Annotated in this window: 26 protein-coding genes, 1 tRNA gene and 1 other RNA gene; 12 read left to right on the top strand and 16 right to left on the bottom strand. The window is 63.4% G+C overall.

What is annotated here, in order from left to right; all coding sequences use genetic code 11:
• Positions 1-324: 324 nt before the first annotated feature.
• Positions 325-1,710, bottom strand: coding sequence for a ribosome biogenesis GTPase Der (gene der / locus AC16XC_RS03360; RefSeq protein WP_484033222.1), 1,386 nt, complete (start codon positions 1,708-1,710; stop codon positions 325-327).
• Positions 1,711-1,759: 49 nt separating this feature from the next.
• A complete protein-coding gene (locus AC16XC_RS03355; protein ID WP_484033221.1) occupies positions 1,760-2,053 on the bottom strand; it encodes a DUF3297 family protein in 294 nt (97 codons plus the stop codon).
• A gap of 143 nt (positions 2,054-2,196) precedes the next feature.
• Here AC16XC_RS03355 and AC16XC_RS03350 point away from each other — a divergent pair.
• Positions 2,197-2,281 (top strand) — tRNA-Leu (locus tag AC16XC_RS03350).
• A gap of 59 nt (positions 2,282-2,340) precedes the next feature.
• Positions 2,341-3,921, top strand: a complete 1,581-nt coding sequence (gene tig / locus AC16XC_RS03345) for a trigger factor (RefSeq protein WP_484033220.1) — start codon at positions 2,341-2,343, stop codon at positions 3,919-3,921.
• Positions 3,922-3,939: 18 nt separating this feature from the next.
• Here tig and AC16XC_RS03340 read toward each other — a convergent pair whose 3' ends face one another.
• The 4 genes from AC16XC_RS03340 to AC16XC_RS03325 form a co-directional block, all read right to left on the bottom strand.
• Positions 3,940-4,887, bottom strand: a complete 948-nt coding sequence (locus tag AC16XC_RS03340) for a hypothetical protein (RefSeq protein WP_484033219.1) — start codon at positions 4,885-4,887, stop codon at positions 3,940-3,942.
• A 75-nt stretch (positions 4,888-4,962) separates the two neighbouring features.
• Positions 4,963-7,092, bottom strand: a complete 2,130-nt coding sequence (locus AC16XC_RS03335) for a TonB-dependent receptor plug domain-containing protein (RefSeq protein ID WP_484033218.1) — start codon at positions 7,090-7,092, stop codon at positions 4,963-4,965.
• A gap of 139 nt (positions 7,093-7,231) precedes the next feature.
• A complete protein-coding gene (locus tag AC16XC_RS03330; RefSeq protein WP_484033217.1) occupies positions 7,232-8,707 on the bottom strand; it encodes an amidase in 1,476 nt (491 codons plus the stop codon).
• A 143-nt stretch (positions 8,708-8,850) separates the two neighbouring features.
• Positions 8,851-10,959, bottom strand: a complete 2,109-nt coding sequence (locus tag AC16XC_RS03325) for a TonB-dependent receptor plug domain-containing protein (RefSeq protein WP_484033216.1) — start codon at positions 10,957-10,959, stop codon at positions 8,851-8,853.
• Between the two features lie 156 nt (positions 10,960-11,115).
• Here AC16XC_RS03325 and AC16XC_RS03320 point away from each other — a divergent pair, with 156 nt between their 5' ends.
• Together AC16XC_RS03320 and clpX are read left to right on the top strand one after the other, a co-directional pair.
• Positions 11,116-11,832 carry an ATP-dependent Clp protease proteolytic subunit gene (locus tag AC16XC_RS03320; protein WP_484033215.1) on the top strand — a complete coding sequence of 239 codons (717 nt, stop codon included), beginning with the start codon at positions 11,116-11,118 and terminating at the stop codon, positions 11,830-11,832.
• 164 nt (positions 11,833-11,996) lie between these two features.
• A complete protein-coding gene (gene clpX, locus AC16XC_RS03315; protein ID WP_484033214.1) occupies positions 11,997-13,262 on the top strand; it encodes an ATP-dependent Clp protease ATP-binding subunit ClpX in 1,266 nt (421 codons plus the stop codon).
• Positions 13,263-13,302: 40 nt separating this feature from the next.
• On the opposite strand, the gene AC16XC_RS03310 is transcribed toward clpX, so the two are convergent.
• The 4 genes from AC16XC_RS03310 to AC16XC_RS03295 all read right to left on the bottom strand — a co-directional run bounded on the left by AC16XC_RS03310 (position 13,303) and on the right by AC16XC_RS03295 (position 16,964).
• Complete coding sequence (locus tag AC16XC_RS03310) at positions 13,303-14,226, bottom strand: cation diffusion facilitator family transporter (protein WP_484033213.1); 924 nt, start codon at positions 14,224-14,226, stop codon at positions 13,303-13,305.
• Positions 14,227-14,231: 5 nt separating this feature from the next.
• Positions 14,232-14,903 carry a monofunctional biosynthetic peptidoglycan transglycosylase gene (gene mtgA / locus AC16XC_RS03305; RefSeq protein ID WP_484033212.1) on the bottom strand — a complete coding sequence of 224 codons (672 nt, stop codon included), beginning with the start codon at positions 14,901-14,903 and terminating at the stop codon, positions 14,232-14,234.
• An 80-nt stretch (positions 14,904-14,983) separates the two neighbouring features.
• The gene (gene rpoH, locus AC16XC_RS03300) at positions 14,984-15,892 is read right to left on the bottom strand and encodes an RNA polymerase sigma factor RpoH (RefSeq protein ID WP_484033211.1); all 909 of its coding nucleotides are present in this window, start codon (positions 15,890-15,892) and stop codon (positions 14,984-14,986) included.
• Positions 15,893-16,019: 127 nt separating this feature from the next.
• The gene (locus AC16XC_RS03295; protein ID WP_484033210.1) at positions 16,020-16,964 is read right to left on the bottom strand and encodes an RluA family pseudouridine synthase; all 945 of its coding nucleotides are present in this window, start codon (positions 16,962-16,964) and stop codon (positions 16,020-16,022) included.
• Positions 16,965-16,981: 17 nt separating this feature from the next.
• Between AC16XC_RS03295 and AC16XC_RS03290 the strand changes: the two genes are divergently transcribed.
• The 6 genes from AC16XC_RS03290 (at position 16,982) to aqpZ (ending at position 20,666) form a co-directional block, all read left to right on the top strand.
• Positions 16,982-17,377: a M67 family metallopeptidase gene (locus tag AC16XC_RS03290; RefSeq protein ID WP_484033209.1), complete on the top strand. Its 396-nt coding sequence runs from the start codon at positions 16,982-16,984 to the stop codon at positions 17,375-17,377.
• 157 nt (positions 17,378-17,534) lie between these two features.
• Positions 17,535-18,170 carry a histidine phosphotransferase family protein gene (locus AC16XC_RS03285; protein WP_484033208.1) on the top strand — a complete coding sequence of 212 codons (636 nt, stop codon included), beginning with the start codon at positions 17,535-17,537 and terminating at the stop codon, positions 18,168-18,170.
• A gap of 139 nt (positions 18,171-18,309) precedes the next feature.
• Positions 18,310-19,011: an N-acetylmuramoyl-L-alanine amidase gene (locus tag AC16XC_RS03280; protein WP_484033207.1), complete on the top strand. Its 702-nt coding sequence runs from the start codon at positions 18,310-18,312 to the stop codon at positions 19,009-19,011.
• A 15-nt stretch (positions 19,012-19,026) separates the two neighbouring features.
• Entirely contained in the window at positions 19,027-19,434 is a 408-nt protein-coding gene (locus AC16XC_RS03275; protein WP_484033206.1) for a hypothetical protein, read from the top strand.
• 34 nt (positions 19,435-19,468) lie between these two features.
• Positions 19,469-19,893: RNase P RNA component class A (gene rnpB / locus AC16XC_RS03270), an RNA gene on the top strand.
• Between the two features lie 83 nt (positions 19,894-19,976).
• Entirely contained in the window at positions 19,977-20,666 is a 690-nt protein-coding gene (gene aqpZ, locus AC16XC_RS03265; protein ID WP_484033205.1) for an aquaporin Z, read from the top strand.
• A 62-nt stretch (positions 20,667-20,728) separates the two neighbouring features.
• On the opposite strand, the gene AC16XC_RS03260 is transcribed toward aqpZ, so the two are convergent.
• The 5 genes from AC16XC_RS03260 to AC16XC_RS03240 form a co-directional block, all read right to left on the bottom strand.
• Positions 20,729-21,235 (bottom strand): DUF6644 family protein, encoded by a 507-nt coding sequence (locus AC16XC_RS03260; RefSeq protein ID WP_484033204.1) that lies wholly within the window; start codon positions 21,233-21,235, stop codon positions 20,729-20,731.
• A 19-nt stretch (positions 21,236-21,254) separates the two neighbouring features.
• A complete protein-coding gene (locus AC16XC_RS03255) occupies positions 21,255-21,803 on the bottom strand; it encodes a DUF6644 family protein (protein ID WP_484033203.1) in 549 nt (182 codons plus the stop codon).
• Positions 21,804-21,939: 136 nt separating this feature from the next.
• The gene (locus AC16XC_RS03250; protein ID WP_484033202.1) at positions 21,940-22,533 is read right to left on the bottom strand and encodes a VTT domain-containing protein; all 594 of its coding nucleotides are present in this window, start codon (positions 22,531-22,533) and stop codon (positions 21,940-21,942) included.
• A 31-nt stretch (positions 22,534-22,564) separates the two neighbouring features.
• Positions 22,565-23,869 (bottom strand): UDP-glucose dehydrogenase family protein, encoded by a 1,305-nt coding sequence (locus tag AC16XC_RS03245; RefSeq protein ID WP_484033201.1) that lies wholly within the window; start codon positions 23,867-23,869, stop codon positions 22,565-22,567.
• Complete coding sequence (locus AC16XC_RS03240) at positions 23,866-24,669, bottom strand: metallophosphoesterase family protein (RefSeq protein WP_484033200.1); 804 nt, start codon at positions 24,667-24,669, stop codon at positions 23,866-23,868. Before AC16XC_RS03240 ends, AC16XC_RS03245 begins: the two co-directional genes overlap by 4 nt.
• Positions 24,670-24,944: 275 nt before the next feature.
• Here AC16XC_RS03240 and AC16XC_RS03235 point away from each other — a divergent pair, with 275 nt between their 5' ends.
• On the top strand, positions 24,945-25,685 hold the full coding sequence (locus AC16XC_RS03235) for a TorF family putative porin (protein ID WP_484033199.1): 741 nt from the start codon (positions 24,945-24,947) through the stop codon (positions 25,683-25,685).
• Between the two features lie 80 nt (positions 25,686-25,765).
• Here the strand turns inward: AC16XC_RS03235 and AC16XC_RS03230 are convergent, their stop codons facing one another.
• The gene (locus AC16XC_RS03230) at positions 25,766-26,452 is read right to left on the bottom strand and encodes an SIMPL domain-containing protein (RefSeq protein WP_484033224.1); all 687 of its coding nucleotides are present in this window, start codon (positions 26,450-26,452) and stop codon (positions 25,766-25,768) included.
• Positions 26,453-26,636: 184 nt separating this feature from the next.
• Between AC16XC_RS03230 and AC16XC_RS03225 the strand changes: the two genes are divergently transcribed.
• A partial coding sequence (locus AC16XC_RS03225) for a VOC family protein (protein WP_484033223.1) occupies positions 26,637-26,844 on the top strand: 208 nt, incomplete at its 3' end.

Here is a 26,844-nt window from a genome sequence, read left to right as displayed (position 1 = left end):
GAGGCTGACGATCTGAAAGAGCCACCCCCGTCATGGCAGGTTTCGGGGATGTAGGAAAACAGTAGCTTGCGGCGAGCCCCTGCGCTGGCGGGCATGGCGCTGGCTTACACCCTGCGGGGCCGACTGGCTTCTGCCGAAAAAAATGGCCCCCGCTCTCGCGGGGGCCAAAGGCGGATCGGAAGGCATTGGCTTCCGGTCCTTGGGTCGCGAGCGCAAGCGTAATAAAATTACACGGATCGCCTACCTGTCCTTTCGGGCAGGCGACAAGCTTTTGTTAACCCCCCCCGGGGACTGGCACCGCTGCACTGGCAGGCGTTCTCCGGCTCACCCCTGAGCAAACGGGTTCTTCGGGCTGCGCAGGCTCAACCGGATCGGCACCGAGCCGAAGCCGAGCTTGTCGCGCAGCGAGTTCACCAGGTAGCGCTCATAGCTCGCGGGCAGCGCGTCCAGCCTGGTGCCGAAGATCACGAAGCTCGGCGGGCGGGTCTTCACCTGGGTGATGTATCTAAGCTTGATCCGCCTGCCGCCCGGCGCGGGCGGGGGGTTGGCCGCCATCGCGTCGTCGAACCAGCGGTTGAGCGCGGCGGTCGGCACGCGGCGGCTCCACGCCTCGCGCAATTCGAACGCGGCGCCAAGCATGGCGTCGAGCCCCTTGCCGGTCCTGGCCGAGACCGACAGCAGCGGCACGCCCTTCACCTGGCTCAAGCCGTCGCCAAGCGCCTCGCGGACGCCGTTGAAGAGCGCGCTCGGGTTCTCGGCAATGTCCCACTTGTTGATCGCGATCATCAGCGCACGGCCTTCCTGCAGCACCAGGTCGGCGATCTTGAGGTCCTGGTGCTCGAGGCCCTTGGTGGCATCGAGGAGCAGCACGACCACTTCGGCGAAGTCGACCGCATGGCGGGCATCGGCGACGGCGAGCTTCTCGAGCTTGTCGACCACCTTGGCCTTCTTGCGCATCCCGGCGGTATCGATCAGGCGGATGCCGCGCGTCTCGCCCGATTTCGGATCGGTCCATTGCCAGTCGATCGCGATGCTGTCGCGGGTGATCCCGGCCTCGGGGCCGGTCAGCAGCCGGTCCTCGCCCAGCAGCCTGTTGATCAGGGTCGACTTGCCGGCATTGGGCCGCCCGACAATCGCGAGCTTGAGCGGGCCGGCCGGGGCGTCTTCGTCATCCGCATCGATCGCGGCAGCATTCTCGCCGAACTTTTCGTCGTCCTTGTCGATCAGCGGGCGCAGCGCCTCGAACAAATCGACCAGCCCTTCGCCATGCTCGGCGGAGAACGGGATCGGATCGCCGAGGCCGAGCGACCATGCTTCGAGGATGCCGGCTTCGCCCGCGCGGCCCTCGGCCTTGTTGGCGACCAGCACCACCGGGACATTTTGTTCGCGCAGCCAGCGCCCGATCTCCTGATCGAGCGGGGTGAGGCCGGCGCGGGCATCGATCACGAACAGCGCGACGTCGGCGCCCTTGAGCGAGATTTCGGTCTGGGCGCGCATGCGCCCGGGCAGGCTTTCGGGGTCCTCGTCCTCCCAGCCGGCGGTATCGACCGCCGTGAATTCGAGCCCCAGCAATTCGGCATCGCCGAAGCGCCGGTCACGCGTCACCCCCGGCTGGTCGTCGACCAGCGCGAGCTTCTTGCCGACGAGCCGGTTGAACAGCGTCGACTTGCCGACATTGGGCCGGCCGATGATGATCACCTGCGGTTTCATTTCGGGGCGGGGTGGCCTTCGCGGCCATGTTTGGCAAGCGAAAGCTCGGTCAGGCCCTGGCCACCGGAGGGTCGTCGCCAAGGTCTTCGAACCACGCTTCGACCGGGCCGTTGAGCTTCAACAGCAACGGGTTGCCCTTGCGGTCGACGGTCTTGCCGGCCTGGACCTTCACCCAGCCTTCGGAGATGCAATATTCGTCGACATTGGTCCGGACCGTGCCCTTGAAGCGGATGCCGACCCCGCGCTGCAGGATCTCGGCATCGAAATGCGGGCTTGCCGGGCTGATCGCGAGGCGATCGGGCGGGACGTCCGCCGCCGCGGGGGTGGTGTTTTTATCGCTCATGGCGCGCCTCTACTGTCCCCTCACCGCGCAGGCAACGCCCGAATGTGGCTGCAATTGCTTGCCCTTTCGCGCGCGCCCTTATAAGGGCGCTTGCCTGTTGCGCAGGGTGCCGGATTCTCCGATCCTGCAGGCTTCGTCGGGCCGCGGGCGTGGCGGAACTGGTAGACGCGCTGGTTTTAGGTACCAGTATCGAAAGATGTGGGGGTTCGAGTCCCTTCGCCCGCACCAGTTCCCCGAGCTGCGGAACCGGCGAAAGAGAGATTGTTTGAGAAGGCGTTAGACCGAAGATGCAGATTGTCGAGAAGACCAACGAGGGTTTGAAGCGCGCCTATGTGCTCACCATCGAGGCCAAGGAAATCGAGGCGCGGATCGACCGCGAGGTGAAGAAGATCGCGCCGCAGGTGCGCATGCCCGGATTCCGCCCGGGCAAGGTTCCGGCGAACCTCGTCAAGAAGATGCATGGCGAAGCGCTTCACGCCGATGCGCTCAACAATTCGATCCGCGAATTTGTCGACGGGTTGATTGCCGACCGGAAGCTGCGCCCGGCGCTGCAGCCCAGGATCGACCTCGACAAGGCCTACGAACAGGGCAAGGATGCCAGGCTCGACATCGAGCTCGAGATCCTGCCCGATATCGCGCCGCCGTCGATCGACGGCCTCAAGCTGACCAAGATGGTCGTCAAGGTGACCGACAAGGAGGTCGACGAGGCGATCGCGAAATTCGCCAAGGACCAGAAGAGCTACAAGGACGCGCCCAAGACGAAGAAGGCCGCCGATGGCGACCAGCTGATCATCGATTTCACCGGCAAGATCGACGGCGAGGAATTCGAAGGCGGCAAGGCCGAGAATATCGGCCTCGTGCTCGGCTCGGGCCAGTTCATCCCCGGCTTCGAAGACCAGCTCAAGGGTGTGAAGGCGGGCGATCAAAAGACCATCACCGTCACTTTCCCGAAGAATTACCAGGCCGAGAACCTCAAGGGCAAGGAAGCGACATTCGACGTCACCGTGAAGCAGGTGAAGGTCGAGACCGAGACCAAGGTCGACGAGGATTTCGCCAAGTCGCTCGGACTCGAAGGACTCGACAAGCTCAGGGAACTCATCCGCGGCCAGCTGGAGCAGGAAAATGCCGGGCTGACCCGGACCCAGATGAAGCGCGGCCTGCTCGACCAGTTGGCAGCCGATCACGATTTCGCGGTGCCGCCGAGCATGGTCAAGGCCGAATTCGACCAGATCTGGCGCCAGGTCGTGCAGGAAGCCGCCAAGGAAGACGATCCCGATGCGGCGATGAAGGAAATCGAGGCCGAGAAGGACGATTACCGCGCGATCGCCGAGCGCCGGGTGCGGCTCGGCCTGTTGCTGTCGGAAATCGGCCACGACAATGGCGTCGAAGTATCGCGGCAGGAAATGGAAATGCTGATCCGCCAGGAGGCCCAGCGATATCCCGAAGCCGACCGGCAGAAATTCGTCGACTATGTGGTCAAGGATGCGGTCGCACAGGCGCAGCTGCGCGCTCCGCTCTATGAAGAGAAGGTGGTCGATTTCCTGTTCGCGGTGGCCGAGGTGACCCAGGTGGAAGCGACCCGCGCGGAAGTCGAAGCGGCGATCGAAGCCGAGGAAACTCCGGCGGAGAAGAAGCCCGCGCCGAAGAAGGCCGCGGCCGGGAAGCCGGCAGCAAAGAAGGCCCCGGCCAGGAAGGAAGCGGCCAAGGAAGACAAGCAACCGGCCGCGAAGAAGGCTCCGGCCAAGAAGGCTCCGGAAAAGAAGGCCGAACCTCAGCCTGCCGCGAAAAAGGCCCCGGCGAAGAAGCCCGCGGCCAAGCAAGCTCCAGCGAAGAAGGCTCCGGCGAAAAAGCCCACCGCGAAGAAATAGCCCGTTTGCCGGATCGGCTTATTCGCTCAGGGCCCGATCGGCTTCCGCGGCAGCGACCAGCACCTTCTGCATCGCACCTTCGACCGTACCGAGCTTGGCGGCCGCGGCGATATTTGGCGGGTGCTTATAGACTGTCTCGAGATAGGCGAGGTCGAATGCCGTCAATTCGAGCGGGTGCCGGCTCTCCTCGTCAAACAGGTTGAGAATCGAGCCGAAGGCGGGATCGCCTTCGATCGGACGGGTCTTTGCCAGCCCGCGCATCGTTGCATAATCGGCGATCTGGACCGCGCTCATCCCGTCGATCGCCGGGATGTCGATCAACACGACCGAGATCTGGATATCCGTGCGCATCGGCAACAGGATCAAGGAATGCGCCTGTTGGGCGTTGATTACCTCATATTGCCCGCGCGGGTCCCAAGCCGGCCTGTCGCCCGTATGGGTCCGATTGGCAGCGACAATAAATGCATGCACTGGACCCGGATCGTTCAGCAGGCTGCGCCGCTCGGCCAAGTCGATCATGGAAAAGACGGTGTTTCCCTTGTCGGCCATCTCCTGCAGCGCCTTCTGTCCATTGGCGACGAAGGAAACGATGAAGTTCGGCTGGCATTCTCCGCCTTCGGCAAGCCGCAAACCCGTCCGTTCGGCATTGAAGCGGATACGATCGGCGATCAGGGTCGCGAGATCGACCGGCAGGCCCGACACGCCCGGACAGACCGGCTTGTGGAACACGGGCAGCGGATCGCCGAAGATGTTCGTGGCATCGGTGATCGATCGGGCCTGCTTCTTGACCTCGCGAACGCTCAAATCTTCGGGATCGATCTCCTCGACCGCTTCGACAACGATTTCCCTGTCGGGATCGGCCCTGACGATCCGGTCGAGCTTTGACTCCTGTCCGAAAGCCGGAACGGCAGCCACGGTTGCGGATATCGCCAGGAAACCGGAAATCAGGGTAAGGATCCGCTTCATCGGAGAATTCTCCAGGGTCAGGCCTTTGCGCCGGTGCGCCTTCTCTCTTGCATTGGAGGCACGGTCAACTGCCAATCAGAAGCTGCCCTTGACGACAAGATTGACCACCCTGCCGACCTCGCGCCGGCGGTCTTCGTGGAACAGCAGCGGCGAACTGCCGCGCGGACCGGCAAAGACAGACCGGTCGAGCACCAGCGGGCGATTGAGCAGGTTGTTGAAACGCGCCTGAACGCTCAACCCGAACACATCCTTGTGCTCGATCAGGACATAGGGATTGTGGTCGAAAGCGTGATCGAGGCCATATTCGGCGACCCGGTAATAGCGGTTGAAGCTGGAATAGCGATAGCCGGTGCCGAACGCCCAATTGCTTCCGGGTACATCGTAGCGGAAATCGATCTCGAAACTGTGCGGTTGGGCGAACTGCACCGGCAGCTTCCCGCTTTCGACCGGGTCGGGATAGATCGAATCGCGCATCGCTGCGGCAAGGTCGATCTTGGCGCCGGCCAGGCCAAGCTGATCGAGCCGCAACGTGCCATTGAGTTGGATGCCCATGACCCGCGCCCAGGCGATATTGCCGCGCGCCTCGCCGCCGCCGGTGGTGGGAATAAAGGTCACGAAATCCTCGAACCGGCGCATGAAGGTGCGCAAGGTCGCGCTGCCCCAGGCGCCGAAATCGCGCGTCGCTTCGATTTCGATGCCCCAGCTCTGGTCGGGTCTGAGCTCGTTGTTGGCGTCATTCTGGTTGTCGTCGCCGAGGTTCACCGCGGCCAGGAAATCGCCGAAATTGAGCTGGCCCACACGCCGCTCCAGCCGCATGGACACATCGAGTCCCGCCTGCGGTTTCCACGCCAGGGACAGTGACCCCTTGGGCCGGACGAAAGTGCGCGAATTGGCGTTGCTGCCGGTCACGCTGATGGTCGAATACTCGCCGCCGGCGATCAATTGCATGGACAAATTGCCGGTCAGCGGGCGGCCATACGATAATAGCGATTCGTAGCGGTCCTCGCGCACTCCGCCGGTGCCGAAGGGGAATGGGACCTGATCGAAATCCCCGCTCGGCACAAGCAGGAACAGTTCTCCCTGCTGGTCGAGCTTGTTGAACGCCGCTTCGAACGACCATTGCCAGTCGGCGCCCCACATCGCCCAGCTGTATTCGCCGCGGCCGATGCGTTCGCTGCGCTGGCTTTGCTGGAGAAAGCGGCTGCCGAACGCCGGATCGCCGGTCGCCGGGTCGATGACCGTCTGGGAGAGAAAGCTGAGTTCCTGCGAACTGTCGAGCCCGATCAGCTTCATTCGCCCAGGCCCCAGTGCAAAGTCGATGTCGCCGCCGATTTCGAAGTCGTGCCCCCTGTTGCGCTGGTTGAAATTGTCGGTCAGCGGCGGTGCCCCCTGGGGCCCGATCACATTCTCTTCTTCGAAGGCGTGGAACCGGCGGTGCAGGTAGGAAGCATTGAGGTTGGCGACCGTCCCGCCGGGCGTCTGGTAGCGCAGCGTGCCCGAAACGCGCTTATCGTTGCCGTTCGCCTTGGTCTCGCTGAAGCGCTCCTGGAAACTTCCGTCACCGAAGGTAATGAGGTTGGGGCCGCCACTGCCGTTGCGCACCGGGCGCCCTTCGACAGCGACGGTGAAACCGAGCCTGCCGATTGTGCCGGAAACCGAGACGATCCCTTCCAGCCAGCGTGCATCGGCATATTCGGCAGCCATTTGGGGCCGCCATTCGAACTGGCCCTGTAATTTGCCGCTGGACCTGGCGATGACATTGGCCACGCGCCCCGAAAGGCCCGGGATGTTGAGCGTGGCGCCGTCGACCAGCTCGATGCGAATGACGTCGCCGGCCGGAATTCGCGCCAAATCGTCGGCGATCGAGCCCGATTTCGTGACGATACGCTCGCCATTCAGCAGCACATTTCCGCTGGCCTGCCCGAGACCGCGTGCCTGGTTGAACCCGCCGCCGCTGTCGATCGTGAAGCCCGGCAGTTGCCCCACCATGTCGAGTGCACTGCGCGGAGCGTAGGGGATGAAGAAGGCGGGCTCGTAGATCGCCATCGCATCATGGACAACCACGCCACCCTCGTTGCTTGTGGCAGGATCCTCCTCGGCAGCTATGGGCGGGGCGAGCAGGACATCGCCCGGCTGGGCGAGCGCGCCTGCGGGAACCAGCGCCAGGCCTGCAATGCCAGCTGCCTGCAACCAGCGCGCCGCCATTCTAGCAGGTTTCCTGCAGTGCAAGGCCAGATCCCCCGGGAAAAGTCGTTGTATAGGCTAACGAATAGGGGCCTATTAGTTACTCGCGGCGATTTTGACACCCGGTTTTTGCATTATGCGACAAATCGCGACAAACGGTTCAATTGCCCGGTTCCCAATCCTTGAAACCGGGTTGGGCGAGTTCGGCCGACCGGTTGGCCTCATAGGAAGCGCCTGCCTTGAGCACCGCGTGATCGCTCCATTTCGCGCCCATGAAGGACAACCCTACCGGCAGGCCTTCGACCGCCCCCATCGGCACGGTCAGATGGGGGTAGCCGGCGATCGCCGCGAGATATCCGGCGCCGACCGAACCCGCGAAATGATCGCCCAGCACCAGGTCGGTGGTCCAGGCCGGGCCTTCGGTCGGGGCGATCAGGAAGCGGACATCGTGCTCGTTCAGCAGCCGGTCGATCCCCTGTTCGCGTGCAAGCGAGAGGATGTTCGCCAGCGCCGCCTCATAGGCAGCGCGGTCGGTGGCGCCCTCCGCCTCGATGAACAGGTCCTGGTCGAACCAGCGCATTTCATCTGTCGCATGCGCCTCGTTGAAGGCGATCACATCGGCGAGGCTGCGCACCGGGATCTCGGCCGGCGATCCGGCAAGGTAGGCGTTGAGATTTTCCCGCAGCTCGAACAGCAAGACGTGCAATTCGTCTTCCCAGGCTTCGTCGGGAAACTCGTACCGGATTTCGACCAGCTCCGCCCCGGCTCGCTCCAGGTCGGCCAGCGCGGCATCGAACAGGGCGACGATCCGCTTGTCCTCGCCCTGCTGGTTGCGCAGGACCCCGATCCGCATGCCGGCGAGCGAAGCATCGACAAGTCCCACGGTAAAGTCGGTCTTGTGTGCACCTGCCTCTGCTGTCGCCGGGTCGAGAGGATCACTGCCGGAAATTGCGGTGAGCAGGAGCGCGGCGTCATAGACGCTGCGCGCCATCGGTCCGGCGGTGTCCTGGCTATGGCTGATCGGCACCACATGGGTCCGGCTGACGAGGCCGACGGTCGGCTTGAAGCCGACGATCCCGTTGACCGAAGCGGGGCAGGCTATCGATCCGTTGGTCTCGGTCCCGATCGCGGCCCAGGCCAGTTCGGCGGCGACCGCCGCGGCGCTGCCCGAGGACGATCCGCAGGCATTGCGGTCGGTGGCATGGGGATTTTTCGTCAGCCCGCCGACCGCGCTCCAGCCGCTGGTGCTCTCGTTCGAACGGATATTGGCCCATTCGGAAAGATTGGTCTTGCCCAGCACCACGCCGCCTGCCGCGCGCAGGTTCGCAATCAGCGGGGCATCGCGCCCGGTGGCGTTGCCGGCCAAGGCAAGGCTGCCCGCCGTCGTCGGCCATTCGCGCGTTTCGATATTGTCCTTCACCAGCACGGTTCGCCCGGCGAGCGGGAGGCCGGCCCGTTCGGCCTGCAAGGCCAAGTGCGGCGCATCCCCGTTGGTCACGATCACCGCATCGAGCCGTGGCCCGGCATCGTCCAGCGCCGCAATCCGGTCGAGATATGCCCGGGCTGAATCCGCCTGCGCCTGCGCCGTTCCGGCAACAAGGAGCGACGCGGCGAGCAGGGCAATCAGGGTCCTCATTCCGGCATGCTGGCCCTGAGTGGCGGGTGTCGCAAGTGCAATCTTCAGCGAAATTCATTGCGAGGAGGCGACGCCGGCGAAGCAATCCGGGGAATTGGAGCGCCGCCCTGGATTGCTTCGCCACGCTCGCCAAGACGAAGGGGCTAGAAGCTGCCCCTCACCTGGAAGCGGAAGATCGGCTGGACGCTCATGTTGCGGTGTTCGGTAAACAGGATCGGGGCCTCGGTCCGCAATCCGTCAAAGACCGTCCGGTCGAACAGCGCCCGCCCGTCGGTGAGGTTGAAGACCTGGAAGTTCACGGTCAGGCCGAACACGTCCTTATGCTCGACAAACGCCCAGGTGTAGATCGGGCCTTCATAGTCGAGCGCGACTTCGGAGAGCCGGTAAAATGGCAAGGCATGGTCGTACTGGAAACCCGCGCCCCAGGCCCAGCTGCTGCCCGGCACGTCGTGCCTGATCGAGATTTCGACCGAACGGTCGTAATGGTTGGAGAAGCTGCGGGTCTCCATGGTCAGCGGGTCGCGAATGCTGGTTTCCTCTAGCCGCCCGCCGATTTCCAGCTTGGCGCCCTTGAACCCGATCGGATCGAGATTGATCGTGCTGTTGAGCCGGACACCGTAGAGTTGGGCAGTGTCGATATTGCCGCTCGATTCCCCGCCGCCGGGAAGCGGGATGATATCGATGTAATCCTCGTACCAGCGCGAATAGAGCGTCAGGGTGGACGAACCCCATTTGCCGAGGCCCTTCTTGATCTCGAGATCGGCTTCCCAGGTCTGGGTCGGCACGAGTTCGGCATTGCCGGCATTCTCGTTCTCGTTCTGGAGGAAGACCTGGGCGAGAAAGTCCCCGAAATTGAGCTGGCCGACCGTGCGCGCAAGCTTGAGCGAAAGGTCCCAATTGTTGCCCGGGGTCCAGCCCAGCGTCAGCGAGCCCTTGGGGCGCCAGAATTCGCGCGTCAGGCCGCCCGGCCCGGTCTGGGCGAGCTTCGAATATTCGCCGCCCGCGCCCAGGATCATGGTGAGATTGCCCGCCAGCGGGCGGCTGTGGGTGAGGATCGCTTCGTAGCGGTCCTCGGTCACGCCCCCGCTCCCGCCAGGGAAGGGGATTTCCTCGAACTCGCCGTCGGGTTGGAGGATGAACAGCTGCGAAATCTGGTCGAGGCGGTTGAACGCCGCTTCGGCGTCGAGCTGCCAGTCCCCGCCGAGCATCGCCCAGCGATATTCGGCGCGGCCAATCCGTTCCCCGCTATCGCCGAGCGCGAAGAAGCGGCTGCCTTCGGTCGGCGTATCGTCGGCGTAATCGAACAGCGACGTCGAATTCTGGGTGTTGTGGTTGAACCGTTCGAGCCCGATCAGCTTGAGCCGGCCCGGCCCGAGCGGGAAGTCGACGTCGCCGCCGATCTCGTAATTGTAGCCGCGCCCGCGATTGTCGAAATCGCGGAACAAATCCGTGCCCACCACCAGGTCGCGGTCCTCGTCATTCGAGAAATCGGTATAGCGGCGCCCGTAATTGGCGTTGGCATTGACGATCGTCCCGCCCGGGCTGGTCCATTTGACGCGCCCGGACAGGCTCGGGAACTCGCCTTCGAAATGCAGGTAGATATCGCGGTGCTCGGTGATGTTGCCAAGGCCATCGGTGATATAGCCCGGTCCTGCCGCCGCCCCGCGGCCGTTGCCATGGTTGTAGGCAAGGCTCCATTCGAAATCGTCGCTCGAGCCCGAAACCGAGATATTGCCGCCGAAATAGCTCGGCTTGGCGTATTTGGGGCGCCACTGGATGCGATATTCGAACTGGCCGCTGATCGCGCCGCCCTTGGTGATGACATTCGCCACTTGCCCGGAAAGGCCGGGAATGCCGAGCGTCGAGCCGTCGACGATTTCGATCCGCACAACCCGCTCCGGGGTAATCCGCCGCAATTGTTCGAAGATACCGTCCGACTTGCTGGCGACCCGTTCGCCATTGATCAGGACGTTGTCATTGGTCTGGCCGAGCCCGCGCCCCTGGCTGCCCGAGCGGATCGTGAATCCGGGCACCTGCGCGAGCATGTCGAGCACGTTGCGCGGGGCGAAGCGGGCGAAGTCCTCGGGCGTGTAGACCGTCGCGCCGGTCGCCCGGTCGAGCGCCGTTTCTTCCGGCACCGGCATCTCGACATTGTCCTGGGCAAGGGCTGCGGCCGGAAATACCAGCGCCGCGGCAGCACAACTCCCCATCAATCCCGAATGCCATCCCTTCCCGATGACATGTGTAGTCATTCATGTCCTTTAGCGCGGCCGAAATGCAATTGCGTCGCATTTCGACCGACAGCGCTTTTCGTCCGATGAAGGACAAAGTCAACGAGTGGGTTAACGGGCTTGAACATCTTCGTCCGAACGCCGAAATAGGCCGCCTGTCCATAAACGAGGAAATCCATGATCGATCTGTTCGGCAATAGCGGCGGAACCTACGGTGCCCCCGGAGACTTTGGGGGCCAGCTTGCCCGCGATCCAGTTACGGGCGCGCTGGTGCCGGTGGTGGTCGAGCAGACCAGCCGCGGCGAACGCAGCTTCGATATCTTCAGCCGCCTGCTGCGCGAACGCATCGTTTTCGTTACCGGCCAGGTGGAAGACACGATGGCTTCGCTGATTGTCGCGCAATTGCTGTTCCTCGAAAGCGAAAACCCTTCGAAGCCGATCAGCATGTACATCAATTCGCCGGGCGGGGTGGTGACGGCCGGCATGGCGATCCACGACACCATGCAATATATCAAGCCGCGGGTATCGACCGTGTGCATCGGCCAAGCCGCCTCGATGGGCAGTTTCTTGCTGGCGGCGGGCGAGCCGGGCATGCGGATCGCGCTCCCCAATGCGCGGATCATGGTCCACCAGCCTTCGGGCGGGGCGCGTGGCATGGCCTCGGATATCGAGATCCAGGCGAAGGAAATCCTGCGGATTCGCGCGCGGATGAACGATCTCTACGTCAAATATACCGGGCAAAGCCTGACCGAGATCGAAAAGGCGCTCGACCGCGACACGTTCCTCGAAGCGGACGAAGCCAAGAAGTTCGGGATCGTCGACAAGGTCTTCGAATCCCGGCCGGATTCAGAAGAAACCGGCGATGAAAGCGGTTCGGGCGGTGCGCCCGAGTAAATTCCGGCGGGAAACCGGACTGTAGCATTTTGGCAACCCTGCAAGTTCAGTCGCCCGCAAGACAATAAAGGCTTTAGTAGGCCGGATTGATTATCAGAATCGTCGGGTTACACTCTCCGGCGAATCCCGCCCCGGAAATTTGCGGGGCGGCACGGGAAAGAAGAATGACGAAATTGAGCGGATCTGACTCAAAAAGCACCCTTTACTGCAGCTTCTGCGGGAAGTCGCAGCACGAGGTGCGCAAGCTCATCGCCGGGCCGACCGTGTTCATCTGCGACGAATGCGTCGAGCTGTGCAACGACATCATCCGCGAAGAAGCCAAGGCCGGGATCGCCGGCAAGAAGGATGGCGGCGTCCCGACCCCGCTGGAAATTTTCGAGACGCTCAACGATTACGTGATCGGCCAGGACCGCGCCAAGCGCGTGCTCTCGGTCGCGGTGCACAACCATTACAAGCGGCTCAAACACGCGTCCAAGGCCGGCGATGTCGAGCTCGCGAAATCGAACATCCTGCTCGTCGGGCCCACGGGCTGCGGCAAGACGCTGCTCGCCCAGACGCTGGCGCGCACTTTCGACGTGCCCTTCACTATGGCCGATGCGACGACGCTGACCGAAGCCGGCTATGTCGGCGAGGATGTCGAGAACATTATCCTCAAGCTGCTCCAGGCGTCGGACTACAATGTCGACAAGGCGCAGCAGGGGATCGTCTATATCGACGAGATCGACAAGATCACCCGCAAGGCGGAAAATCCCTCGATCACCCGCGACGTTTCGGGCGAGGGCGTGCAACAGGCGCTGTTGAAGCTGATGGAAGGCACCACCGCCTCGGTCCCGCCGCAGGGCGGGCGCAAGCATCCGCAGCAGGAATTCCTCCAGGTCGATACGACCAACATCCTGTTCATTTGCGGCGGCGCCTTTTCGGGGCTCGAAAAGATTATTGCCGATCGCCTGCAGAAGCGGTCGATCGGGTTCGGCGCGCATGTCGCCGATCCGGACAAGCGCCGGGTGGGCGAATTGCTGCAGAAGGCCGAGCCGGAAGACCTGCTGAAATTCGGGCTGATCCCCGAATTCGTCGGCCGCCTGCCGGTGATCGCGACGCTCAACGATCTCGATGTCGCGGCGCTGGTGCAGATCCTCAAGGAACCGAAGAACGCGCTGATCAAGCAATATGCCAAGCTGTTCGAGCTCGAGGATGTCGTGCTGACCTTCACCGACGACGCGCTCGAAACGATCGCCGAGAAGGCGATCGACCGCAAGACCGGCGCGCGCGGATTGCGCTCGATCGTCGAGGGTATCCTGCTCGATACGATGTTCGACTTGCCCAGCATGGAAGGGGTGACCGAGATCGTGGTCGACAAGGACGTGGTCGAAGGTCGCAAGGAACCGATCCGCGTGCTTGGTGGCAAGGATGAAAAGGAAGAAGCGGCTTGATCGAAAGCGTCATCCCAGCGAATGCTGGGATGACGGGCATTTATCCAAGCCCATCACGCGGACCGCATCCAATACATTCTCCGCCCACCTCCACCTGCACCGTCGCGTGGTGGATGCCGAAACGGTGTTCGAGCTCGTGCGCGATGTCGTGCAGGAAGGCGTCGCCCGGATGGCCGCCCGGTATCACCAGATGTGCGGTAAAGGCCGTCTCGGTGGTCGACATCGGCCAGATATGCATGTCGTGCACTGCCGACACGCCGGATAATCCTTCGAGATAGCTACGCACTTCCACTTCGCAGATACCCTCGGGCACCGCGTTGAGGCCCAGCTTCACGCTGTCCCTGAGCAGGCCCCAGGTGCCCCAGGCGATTACCGCGACGATGACGAGGCTGGTGACCGGGTCGATCCAGCGCAGGCCGGTGACAAGGATCAATACGCCCGCCACCACGACCCCGACCGAAACCAGCGCGTCGGCCGCCATGTGGAGAAAGGCGCCGCGGATATTGAGGTCGCGCTTGCGCCCGGAAAGGAACAGCAGCGCGGTCGCGGTGTTGATCACGACGCCGATCCCCGCGACCACGATCATCGTCATCCCCTCGACCTCGGCCGGGACGACGAAACGCCGCAGGGTTTCGATCGCGATCGCGCCCACTGCCACCAGCAGCAGCCCGGCATTGGCCAGCGCGGCGAGGATCGAACTCGACTTGTAGCCATAGGTGAAGCGCGAGGGCGCAGGGCGGGAGGACATGATGTTCGCGCCCCAGGCGATCAGCAGCGCGAGCACGTCCGACAGATTGTGCCCGGCATCGGCGACCAGCGCCATCGAGCCGGAGAGAAAACCGAACGTCGCCTCGATGACGACGAACGCCGAATTGAGCAGCACGCCGATGGCAAAGGCGCGGCCATGGCTGGCCGGTCCCCGGCCATGAGGGTTGACGTGACTATGCGAGTGGTTTCCCCCCATCTGCCTCAGCCATAGACGCAGGCGTCGAGCCCGTCGCGCCGAACCACGCCGATCCGCGCCTGGATCGTGTTGCCATAGCGGCGGGTGAAGCCAGAGGGGCTGACGACGGCTCGGGTCTTGGGGCTGGGCAGGGCGGCGGCCATGCGCGCCGCCTCGCTCTGCGAAAGCCGCGCGGCGGAATGCTTGAAATAGCGCTGCGACCCGGCCTCGACGCCGTAAGTGCCGATCCCGGTCTCGGCGACATTGAGATAGACTTCCATGATCCGCCTTTTGGTCCAGAAGGTTTCGATCAGCATGGTGAACCAGGCTTCGAGTCCTTTCCTGAACCAGCCGCCGCCCTGCCACAGGAACACGTTCTTGGCGGTCTGCTGGCTGATGGTCGAGGCGCCGCGTTCGCGCTCGCCGCGGACCCGCTCTTCGATCGCTTCCTCGATCGCTTCGGTATCGAACCCGTTATGGGTGCAGAACTTGCCGTCTTCCGCCGCGATCACCGCCGAAACCATGTTGCGGTCGATCCGCGAGAGCGGGGTCCAGTCCTTGGTGATGCCGTTGCCGTCGAGCACCATGGTCGCGGTCACCGGCACCGGGACGAAGCGGAACACCACCACCAGCGCGAAGCTGACGAGGATGAACCACATGACGGTGAGGGCTGTATAACGGAAGATGCGGCGGGCCATGAGTAGGCTCTAGCGCGCTCTTAAGGATGTGAAAATCCTCCCCGTCACCGTTTGGGCTGGGCGACGGGGAGAGATGAGATTTAGCTGGCGGCCGGCAGCAGCCTTTCGCCGGCGATCCGCTGCATCGCCTTTTGCAGCTTCTCAAACGCGCGGACCTCGATCTGGCGAATCCGTTCGCGGCTCACGTCGTAAACCTGCGACAGCTCTTCGAGCGTCTGCGGATTGTCGGTCAGCCGCCGCTCGGTGAGGATGTGGCGTTCGCGCTCGTTGAGCGCGTCCATCGCCTCGGCGAGCATTTCGTGGCGCATCTGCGCCTCCTCGTCCTCGGCGACCATCTCGTCCTGCAGCGGACCTTCGTCCTGCAGGAAATCCATCCACTGGCCCGAGTCTTCCTCGCCCTGGCGCATCGAGACGTTGAGCGAGGCATCCCCGCCCATCATCATCCGCCGGTTCATGTTGACGACTTCCTGCTCGGGTACGCCAAGATCGTGGGCGATCTTGGCGACATCGTCCGGGTGCAGGTCGGTGTCTTCATAGGCGTCGAGATTGCGCTTCATCCGGCGCAAATTGAAGAACAGCTTCTTCTGCGCGGCGGTGGTGCCCATCTTCACGAGGCTCCAGCTGCGCAGGATGAACTCCTGGATCGAGGCCTTGATCCACCACATCGCATAGGTCGCGAGGCGGAAGCCGCGATCGGGCTCAAACTTCTTGACGCCCTGCATCAGCCCGACATTGCCTTCGCTGATCAGGTCGGAAACCGGCAGGCCATAGCCGCGATAGCCCATCGCGATCTTGGCCACGAGCCGCAAATGGCTGGTGACCAGCTGGGCCGCGGCCTCTGGGTCTTCATGTTCGGCATAGCGCTTGGCGAGCATGTATTCCTGCTCGGCCGTCAGCACCGGGAATTTCTTGATTTCGGCGAGATACCGGTTGAGGCTTTGCTCTCCGCTCAGCGCCGGTACCGTGAGTGCCTTGGTCTTGTTGCTCAATTCTCTGTACCTTTCCTCATGTCGACCGGATTTTGCGGGACCCCTGCTGGGCATCCTGCTCGGCACGGCCACTTGCCTTCATTCCCTTATAGCGGATTTTTCCTGAAAAAGGGTCTTTTTCGTCGGATCAACGCGCAATTTGGTCGATTAGTTCCGCCATGTCAGCCGGCAAATTGCTTTCGAAACGCATAGTATTTTTTGTAACCGGATGCTCGAAGCCGAGAATCGCCGCGTGCAGCGCCTGGCGATGGAAGCCCAACTCCTTCAAAACAGGACGTAATTTGGCGGGTGTGCGGCCATAGAGCGGGTCCCCCAATAGCGCATGGCCGATTGACGCCATGTGAACCCGCACCTGGTGGGTCCGCCCGGTTTCGAGCCGGCATTCGACCAGGGCCGCGCAATCGAGCAGTTTCTTGACCTTGTAATGGGTTACGGCGCGTTTTCCGCGACTCGCCCCGTCGGAAAGCACCGCCATTTTCTTGCGATTCGCGTCCGAGCGGCCAATTCGGCCCGCAATCGTGCCGGAAAGCGGCCGCGGATGGCCTGCAACCACCGCGCAATAGGCGCGCTCGATCGAGTGTTCGGCAAACTGTTTCGCCAGTCCCTCATGCGCCGCATCGCTCTTGGCCACGACCAGCAGCCCGGACGTATCCTTATCGATCCGGTGGACGATCCCGGGGCGCGCCACCCCGCCAATGCCCGAGAGCTGCCCCCGGCAGTGATGGAGCAGCGCATTGACCAGCGTCCCGTCGCGATTGCCGGCTGCCGGATGGACGACCAGTCCGGCCGGCTTGTCGATCACGATCAAATGCTCGTCCTCGAACACGATGGTCAGCGGGATGTCCTGCGGCTGCGCTTCGGCCAGCGCGGCGGGCGGCACCTCGATTGAAAAGCCGGCCCCCGCTTCCGCCTTGGCCGACGGGCTCGCGGCCGGCTTCCCGCCCAGCATCACCCGCCCCTCGCCGAGCAGCGCCTTGACCCGTTCGCGCGACAGCCCGCTGGCTTCGGCCAGCGCCTTGTCGAGCCGCCCTGCGGCCCCGATCACTCCGGTAATGATTTCCGCGCCGTCCATCGCTAGGGAAATGGGCCATGACGCTCGAAGTCGCAAGGGAAGCGCTGGAGGCGATGGTCGCCGCAGCCGCGCAGGCCGCGCCCGAAGAGGCCTGCGGGCTGTTGCTCGGCGCCGAAGGGCGGGTGGAGGAGGCTGCCACCGCCAGAAATGTCGCGCTCGATCCCGAGCGCCAGTTCGAGATCGATCCGCAGGCGCTGATCGATGCCCACCGCTCCGAACGGGGGAGAGGCCCGCAGCTCATCGGCTATTTCCATTCGCATCCCTCCGGTCCGCCCGAACCTTCGAAGACCGACCGCGAACAGGCAGCCGGCGACGGCAAGGCCTGGGCGATCGTCGCGAACGGGCTGGTGCGCTTCTGGCGCGATACGCCCGAAGGCTTCGAACCGCTTGCCTATGCGATCGTGGAGGCCTGAGGTTCCCGGCTCGCGACGTGCCGCGCGGCAATGTTTCCACAGGGATTCCGTATGCGGCACTCTGCTGCTAGGGGAAGCGCGAGGGGGCGGGATTTTCCCGATTGTTCCCTAGCAATCGTGTGAAACTTCATCGAGGAAGACGGACCCACCCCAAACCATGACCATTTCTCCAACCGACCTTGCCAGCCTGCTTTGTTCCAAGCTTTGCCATGACCTGCTGAGCCCGGTAGGCGCGCTTACCAACGGGCTCGAGCTGCTTGCCGACGAGACCGATCCCGAGATGCGCCAGCGCTGTTTCGAACTGCTCGAACAGAGCGCCAAGACCTCGGCCGACAAGCTCAGATTCTTCCGGCTTGCATTCGGGGCGGCCGGGGGGTTCGGCGACGAGGTCGATTCATCCGAGCCACATGCGCTGATTGCTGCGCTCACCGGCGACAAGATCGAACTCGATTGGCAGGTGGAAGCGGCTAAGCTGCCCAAGCCGGCGGTGAAGATGCTGCTCAATCTCGCCCAGATCGGGATCGAGGCGCTGGTGCGCGGGGGCAAGCTCGAAGTTGGGGCCGAGGTGACGGGTGAGGCTTGCGAGATCGCTTTGCGGGCGAGCGGGGACAGGGTCGTGTTCGACCCGGTGATCGGCCGCGCGCTCGACGGCTCGCTGGCCGAAGGCGAGATCACCAGCCGGACCGCGGCACCCTATATGCTCCACCTGCTGGCGCAGGAAAGCGGCGGCGGGCTGCAACATGCGGCGAGCGGGGACGCGCTGGTGATGGGCGCGGTGCTTCCGCTGGGCTGATGCCGCGCGGTGGCGTTCCGATCCTCCCCCATGGGGGGAGGGGGACCGCCGAAGGCGGTGGAGGGGTTTCCCCGCCGGCGGTTACACCTCTCCGTCAGCCCCTGCGGGCTGCCACCTCCCCCTGCAGGGGAGGATCACGATGAGCGAACTGGTCCAGCGCGAGGCGCCGTCGCCCAATTTCAACCAGCGCAAGCTGCCGATCTCGATGGTGGTGCTGCATTACACCGGGATGGAGACCGGCGAGGCCGCGCTTGCGCGGATGCTCGATCCGGTGGCCGAGGTTTCGGCCCATTACATGATCGAGGAAGACGGCACGGTGTTCCGGCTGGTCGACGAGGACAAGCGCGCCTGGCATGCCGGCAAGAGCTACTGGCGCGGGATCACCGACGTCAATTCGGCCAGCATCGGGATCGAACTGGTCAATCCCGGGCATGAATTCGGCTATCGCCCGTTCACCGATGCGCAGATGGAAGCGCTCTGCCCGCTGCTGTTCGAGATCAAGCAGCGCCACGATATCCCGCGCGCCAATGTCGTCGGCCATTCGGATATCGCCCCCGCGCGCAAGGAGGATCCGGGCGAATTGTTCGACTGGGACCTGCTCGGCGAGCTCGGCTTGGCACTGCCGCTGCCCGATCTCGAACTCGGCAACCCGTTCGACAATGACGGGGCCTTCATGCTGTCGCTCGAACGCTTCGGCTATGACATTTCGGATCCGCGCGCGGCCGTCACCGCGTTCCAGCGCCGCTGGCGCCCGCGCAAGCTCGACGGCGAGATCGATAACGAGATCGGGGCAATGCTGTTTGCCTTGCTCGTCGATCGCGACCGGGGATTGACCCGGTAGAAAGGCAAGACGGGAATGCGCACACATTTGGAGTTTCGGTCGGAGGCTTTGCGCGAAGCCTTTAATAGAACTGACGATCCCGGAGAGATCGGCGGGAGGCTGGTGGCCGAGCTTCTTTCGTCAAGGCTGCCGGAACACGGCTTCGCTGTGAAGCGGGTGGTGCAGGAAGATTGGGGCTGGTGCATCGTGCTGGACAACGAGGCCTTTTCGTTATGGATCGGCACCGGCGACTACCTCGAATATTCCGACGGCCATCTGTGCTTCATCGAGCCATCGCGGCCTTTTGTGCGGCGGTGGTTCCGTCAGGTTTCGACGGCTGAGACCGTTGAAAGGCTGGCGACCGCGATCGAGGCCATAATCCGCGCGAGTGGGCAGGCGAGCGAACTCCGTTGGTGGAACGAGACTGAGGTCGCGCGGGGCTAGCAATAACGGCCTCGACCGCCTATATCGCCTCCCGTCAGGGGGCTGGGCAGTCGCGGCCCTCGCGCAAGCGGGGGACGAGGAAAGTCCGGGCTCCACGTTACAGGGGTGGCGGGTAACCCCCGCCGGACGAGCGGCTTGCTGCGAAGTCCAGGGAAAGTGCCACAGAGAGTATACCGCCGATGGCCCCGGACCTGATCCGGGGCACAGGCAAGGGTGAAAGGGTGCGGCAAGAGCGCACCGGGACGCTGGCAACAGCGTCCGCATGGCAAACCCCACCCGGAGCAAGACCGAATAGGGGCGGCGCGCTGCTTGCAGCAGGTTTGTTTCGGACCAGTCGCCCGGGTTGGTTGCTTGAGCCGTGTGGCGACAGACGGCCTAGATGAATGGCTGCCATTGCGGCGCGGGTCCGTCAGGATACCACACGCAATACAGAACCCGGCTTACAGGCCCCCTGGCATCTTTCCGGTCCTATAATCCTTCGCCTTCTGCCCCCTGCGGTGTAATCTCCAGCCTAGGGAGACTCGCGGAAAAGGGAGGAGATCATGACACGAAGGCTTGCAGCAGAATTCTTTGGTACATTCTGGCTGGTGTTCGGCGGGTGCGGCTCGGCCGTGCTGGCCGCGGCATTTCCGGAACTCGGGATCGGCTTTGCCGGGGTTTCGCTGGCGTTCGGCCTCACGGTGCTGACCATGGCCTATGCCGTGGGTGGGATCTCCGGCGGGCATTTCAATCCGGCGGTTACGCTCGGGCTGTCGATCGCCGGACGTTCGGCATGGAAGGACCTGGTGCCCTATTGGGCGGCGCAAGTGGTTGGTGCCGTACTGGCTGGCGCAGTATTGTTTGCGATCGCTTCGGGACAGGCCGGCTGGTCACCCGGCGGGTTTGCCAGCAACGGCTTCGGGGAACTCTCGCCGGGCGGTTATGCGATGCACGCGGCGCTGCTGGCGGAAATCGTGCTGACGGCCGGTTTCCTGGTCGTGATCCTGGGTTCGACGTCCAAGAGCGCCCCGGCCGGCTTCGCCCCGATCGCGATCGGCCTGGCACTGACGCTGATCCACCTGATCTCGATCCCGGTAACCAATACGTCGGTCAATCCGGCCCGATCGACAGGGGTGGCATTGTTCGCTGAAACGGGCGCCGTGGGTCAGCTGTGGCTGTTCTGGGTTGCGCCCTTGGTTGGCGCTGCGGTTGGCGCGGCGATCTGGAAATACCTTCTCGCAACGGACGAATAATGCCGACAAGCCCGGCGCTCCCTCCCATTGGAGCGCCGGGCCTGCCGATTTCATCTTTGCTCTCAGTAGGCCGAGTAATACGTCCCGAGGGTGAACCCCACGATCCGCCCGCAGAACGGGATGATGATCCACAGGCCCAGCGACACAAGCCCCGAGACCTTCGCCGCCAGCGGGATCTTCGCGCCCGGCTGGCCCCACTGGTCGATGCCCTTCGACACGATCCGGTGGAAGATCACCATGTTGATCCCGGCGACGACAATCAGCCCCATCTTCCACAGGAAATAGGGATTGGCCATGTAGGTGGCCGCCTTGCTGATCCACATCAGCACCCCGGTGACGGTCGCGAGTGCGAAGGCCTTCCAGGTCAGCGGGATCGTGTCGCGTTCGAGCGCCATTACCGTGCGGTTCTTCGAATTGAGGCCCAACAGGCGCATGTCCATGATCGCGATCAGGCCGATCACCGTGACCAGCGCAAACACATGGATCGTCTCGATCGTCGGGAACATCCACTCGCTTTCGGCGATCCTTGTGCCGACGGCGGTGGCTTCGATCTTTTGCCAGATAGTCATGTTTGCCATTCTTGCCCCCTCAGTTCGGCGAGTAGGCGATCCAGCGGCCGCCAGTCATTACGATGAGCCACAGCACGATCACCGCCCAGGCACCCACGCGAATCGAGGCGACGCCCTGCGGCGAAGCTTCGATCCGGGCCATGTTCCGGCGGACCGAGCCCTGGAACCAGAGGCTCACCGTCACGGCCAGGAACAGCGCGATCATCTTCAGCCAGAAGACCGAATTGACCATGTTGCGCACCGGCTCGCTGATGAGGAGGATCACGCCGCTCAGGACCAGCGCGGCGAGGCTCCACCAGGTCCAGGCGCGGTAGCGGGAGAAGGCATCGGCCAGGCTGAGGTCCATGCCCTTCTTGCCCAGCACCCGAAGGTTGAGCATCAGCACCGAGCCGAACAGCGCGGCGATCGCCAGGATATGGATCGTCTGGAAGCCGGGGATGGCGAGGAAATGTTCCTGCAGCCAGATCGCCAGCGGCCAGTCGGTTACCCAGAGCGAGAATTCCGGCAGCAAGGTCGCTTCGCGGAGCCATTCCGTGAGGCGATAGAGAAAATCGAGCACGCCGCCCATCGCGACCCCTCCCTGTTCTGCCTCCCCGGCCTGGCCGGGAAGTTGAGTCTGTCCGAAAGGCCTATTCGGCCCAAAGCAGCCTGGCGGCATTGACCAAGATCAATCGCCCCAATGGAACAGGCGGTGGGGCCGCTGGTCACTCGCCGGGCTTGGAGCCGTTGGCCTTTTCGAGCAGCTTGGCCCAGTCGATCTTGGCGAGCGCGACGAGGCCCGCGATCATGATCAACTGCAGGGTGATCCCCAGCGGGCTGCTCAGACCCTCGGCAAAGATATCCCCCAGTGCCGAATGGCGGATGCCCTGCGCGGTGTAGGTGTAGATCGAATAGGAGACGATTCGCCCGAGGAAGAAGGCGATCGTGAACTGCAGCAACCGCACTCCGGCAAGGCCGGCGGCTTCGAACAGCTGGGCGGAAGGAACCGGCGACAGCGCGAACAGGGTCAGTGCGATGATCCCGTTGCGACGATTGCGCTCGAAGAGCTCGCGGGCGGCGGCAAGGTTGTCACGGAATTTCCTGGGCAGGCGATGGCCGAGGAGCCTGAAAATCCACGCCAGCGAAAATCGCCCGATGGCCGCGGCCAGCGCCCCGGTCAGGATGATCTCGATCGGATGCAGGTCGCTGTTGAGGCTGTAGAAGACGATGATCGCCCAGGTCGGCGGCCCGAATGCGGGCATCAGGTTCACGCCGACGAGCAGCGCGAACATCAACAGGAGCTGGATCGAAGGGTCCATGGTCTTGGCGTCGGCTCGGCCGGTCGCTCGGTCAGCGCCGGCCGATGCTCACATAGGTGAAGCCTTCGGCGCGGATTTCCTCGGGCTCGTAGACATTGCGCAGATCGACCAGCACCGGCGCATTCGCAAGGCTCTTCACCCGCTTGATGTCGAGCGCGCGAAAGGCGTCCCATTCGGTGACGATTACGATCGCATCGGCACCTTCGATCGCGGAATAGGGGCTGTCGGCCATTTCCACCCCCGGCATCAGCGGGCGGGCCTGCTCCATCCCTTCGGGATCGTAGGCCGATACCTTCGCGCCGGCGTCCTGCAAGGTCATGGCGATGGCAATCGATGGGCTGTCGCGCATGTCGTCGGTGTTTGGCTTGAAGGTCAGCCCCAGCAGCGCGACCTTCTTGCCGCGCGCTTCACCGCCCAGCGCATCCACCACCTTGCGGCCCATCGCGCGCTTGCGGCTCTCATTGACCTTGACCACGGCTTCGACGATCCGGGTCGGACTGTCATAGTCCTCCGCCGTCTTGAGCAGGGCCAGCGTATCCTTGGGGAAGCAGCTGCCGCCATAGCCGGGGCCGGCATGCAGGAATTTGGGCCCGATGCGGTTGTCGAGCCCGATCCCGCGGCTGATATCCTGCACGTCGGCCCCCACCTTTTCGCACAGGTCGGCCATCTCGTTGATGAAGGTGATCTTGGTCGCAAGGAAGGCATTGGCCGCGTATTTGATCAGCTCGGCGCTGCGGCGGCTGGTGAACAGGATCGGCGCCTTGTTGAGGAACAGCGGGCGATAGACCTCGCTCATCACCTGCTTGCCGAAATCGTCTTCGGCCCCGATCACGATCCGGTCCGGCCGCTTGAAATCGCCGATCGCCGCGCCCTCGCGCAGGAATTCGGGATTGGAGACGACCGAAAACTGCGCCTTTGTGCCGGATTCGCGAATGATCCGCTCGACTTCGTCGCCGGTTCCGACGGGGACGGTCGACTTGGTGACGATTGTTGCCGGGCTCTTGAGGTTTGCGCCGATCTCCCGCGCGACTTCATAGACGAAGGTCAGGTCGGCATGGCCGTCGCCGCGGCGCGAGGGGGTGCCGACGGCGATGAAGATCGCGCTGGCCCCGTCCATCGCTTCGCCGAGATTGGTCGAAAAGGACAGGCGCCCGGCCTTCACATTGCTCGCGACCAGTTCCGCCAGACCCGGCTCGAAAATCGGCATCACCCCATCGAGCAGGGAATCGATCTTGGCCTGGTCCTTGTCGATGCAGACGACATCATGGCCGAAATCGGCCAGGCATGCGCCCGACACCAACCCGACATAGCCGGCACCGGCCATTGCGATCTTCATAGTTCCGCCTTCCTGGCACGCGTGGTGATCACGCCCTTCTTGACCCTGGTCTCGATGAACCTGCGCCCGGTGCCTTCAAGCACCAGCGCGGTCAAGCGCCCAGACGCAAAAGCCCCGGTGTCGATCCCAATCCGGTTCTCGCGCAATTCTGGCTTGTTATAGATCGTGTGGCCGTGGACGATGATATGCGAATGGCGCACTTCGCTGGACAAGAATGGCTCCCTGATCCAGCGCAGATCGACCGGGCTCTGGTCCGCCAGCTTCACCTTGGGCAGGATTCCGGCATGGACGAAGGCGTAATCGCCGATTGTCACCCGGTCTTCCATCTCCCTGATGAACTTGACGTCCTTGCGCGGAATGAGCTCTTTCATCTGGCGCTGCAAGGCCTCGAGATCCTTCTTGTTCTTGGGCCGCTGGTTGATTCCGTAGCTGCGCAGCGTTTCCCGTCCGCCGAAACGCAGGAAATGTCGCAACACGTCCTTCCTGTCGAAACTCAGGAGGAACATTTCCTCGTGATTGCCGGCCAGCACCCTTGTGTCGCGGCCCTTTTGCAGCTTGCGGGCGCGCTTGATCACCCCGGCGCTGTCGGGACCGCGATCGACCAGGTCGCCCAGCAGGATGACGGTCGATTTCGCCTTGGGTGCCTCGCGATCGTCCCGCTCGATCGCTTCGAGCAGGGCCTCGAACAGGTCGAGCCGGCCGTGGATATCGCCGATCGCATAGATCCGGCGCCCCGAGGGAATGCGGGGCGAATGTTGCCTGCCGGACAGGCCGAGGAGCTGGCGGATCGATTTTGTCATCCTTGCTGCGCGATTTGCCATTCTGGGATCGCATGGCAACCCCGCATTCGCGGCTTGGGGTGCGAACGCGTCAATGCCTGGGCAAGCGTGAAAGGGTGATGCGCAAACAACACAGTGTGGCGATTTGTAAGTGACACATAGCAATTTGTCTTGTGCAGCGCAGCATCAGTGGGCAGTTTCGTTGGGCATTCAGCAAGGTCCGCACAGCAAACGAGGCGGCCGGCTTTATGCGCAGGTGGGACGAGGCTTGCAACCAAAGCATAAGGAAGATTGCCATGCTTACGTCCGTCCGCAGCCTGATGGCTGCTACTGTTCTCGCCGGTTCCGCACTGGTCGCCACCCCCGCCTTGGCCCAGGATGATCTCGGGATTTCGATTTCCGGAAACGCTACTATCGTCAGCGACTACCGCTTCCGCGGGGTCGGCCTGTCGGGTGGTGACCCCGCCATCCAGGGCGGTATCGACCTTGGTACCGATGCCGGCTTCTATGTCGGCACCTGGGCTTCGTCGATCGACGGCGGGGATGTCTACGGCGAGATGGAACTCGACATCTATGCCGGCTGGTCGGGCGAATTGACCGACGGCCTCGGCTTCGATGTCGGCGCGCTCTATTATCTCTATCCGACCAACGATCTCGACCCGGCCGATTACTGGGAGCTTTACGCTTCGATCAGCCCGTCTGTCGGTCCGGCCGAACTGACCTTCGGCGTCGCCTATGCGCCGAGCCAGGATTCGCTCGATTTCGGTGGTCCGGACGACAACCTGTACCTTTATGGCGATATCGGCATCGGCATTCCCGATACGCCGATTTCGGTCTGGGGCCATCTCGGCTACACCGACGGCGCACTGACCTTCACGGCCGACAGCAACGCTCTCGACTACGGCATTGGCGCCGATCTCGCGATTGGCGATAACCTCTCGATCGGCATTGCCTATATCGGTGTCGACGACGATGGCGCCGATATCAATGGCGTGACCGACGACACCGTCGTCGGCACGATCGGGGTCAGCTTCTAAGCAACTCCGGCTGCGAAGCCATTTCGAAGGGGCCCGCGCCGGCAGTGGCGCGGGCCCCTTTTCGTATCCCGAGCCGCGGTTCAGCGCAGGTAGAAATCGACCGTGGTCACGACCCGGACCTGCTTGAACGGCGTGTCCGACACGCCCCAGCCGCCACCGTCGCCGTCGCGCGCCTCGATCGAGAAATAGCCCTGGGTCGCCTGCTTGATCCCGCCGACGCTGGTGCCCGAATCCTCGGCGAACTGTTCGGCCGCCGCGCGGGCGTCCTTGGTCGCCTCGGCGACCATTTCCGGCTTGATCTCATTGAGCTTGGTGAAGGTGTAGCTCATGCCCGAACCCTCTTCGAGCTGCACTCCGCGGCGGACGAGATCGAATTGCTGGCGCACCGCCTTCTGCGCCAGTTCGATATCGGTGCTGCGCAGGGTCATGCGCTGGCGCACGGTGAATTGCGGGATGCCGTTATTGCTATAGCTCGAGACATTGACCCCGGTCGGTTCGAGCGTGTCGGCCGCAAATCCGAGTTCGCCGAAAAAGGCGCGGATCTGGGTGGTGTCGCGATCGACGCTGGCCTGGGCCTCGGCGAGGTTGGCGGCGGTCGCCGAATAGGACAGGGTCCAGGTGGCGAGGTCGGCGGTGACTTCGCGCTCCGCCAGCCCGCGGACGGTGACCGAGCGGTCCGCATCCTTGGCCCGGACCAGTCCGTTGCCCAGCAGGTACCCGCCAAGCACCAGCCCGATCGTCAGGATCGCCGCGCTGCCGAACCACAATCTTGTCTCCCGCCCCTGCCAGAAAGGGGTGGCATCGACCGGCGGTTCGGGTCTAGTTTGCGGGGTCTCGTCAGTCACGGCAGGCATCCTTTATAGTGAAAGCGCTTGGCATCGGCGAAGTAGTCCGGATTTTCCATTATGGCGATGAACCGTGCTTGAATAGCGACGAATGGAGTAGGTGAAAGTGGTCAAATTTCTCCACAGCATGATCCGGGTCAGCGATCCCGATGCGACAATCGATTTCTTCAAACTGCTGGGGCTGGAGGAAGTCAGGCGAATGGAGAGCGAGAAGGGCCGCTTCACGCTGATCTTCCTTGCCGCGCCCGGACAGGAAGACATCGCCGAAATCGAGCTGACCTATAATTGGCCGCCCGAGGATGGCGAGCCGGAAG

The organism is Candidatus Andeanibacterium sp., assembly GCF_057143545.1.
The sequence above is the reverse complement of the archived record's forward strand: the minus strand, read 5'-3'. Positions and strand labels throughout refer to the sequence as shown.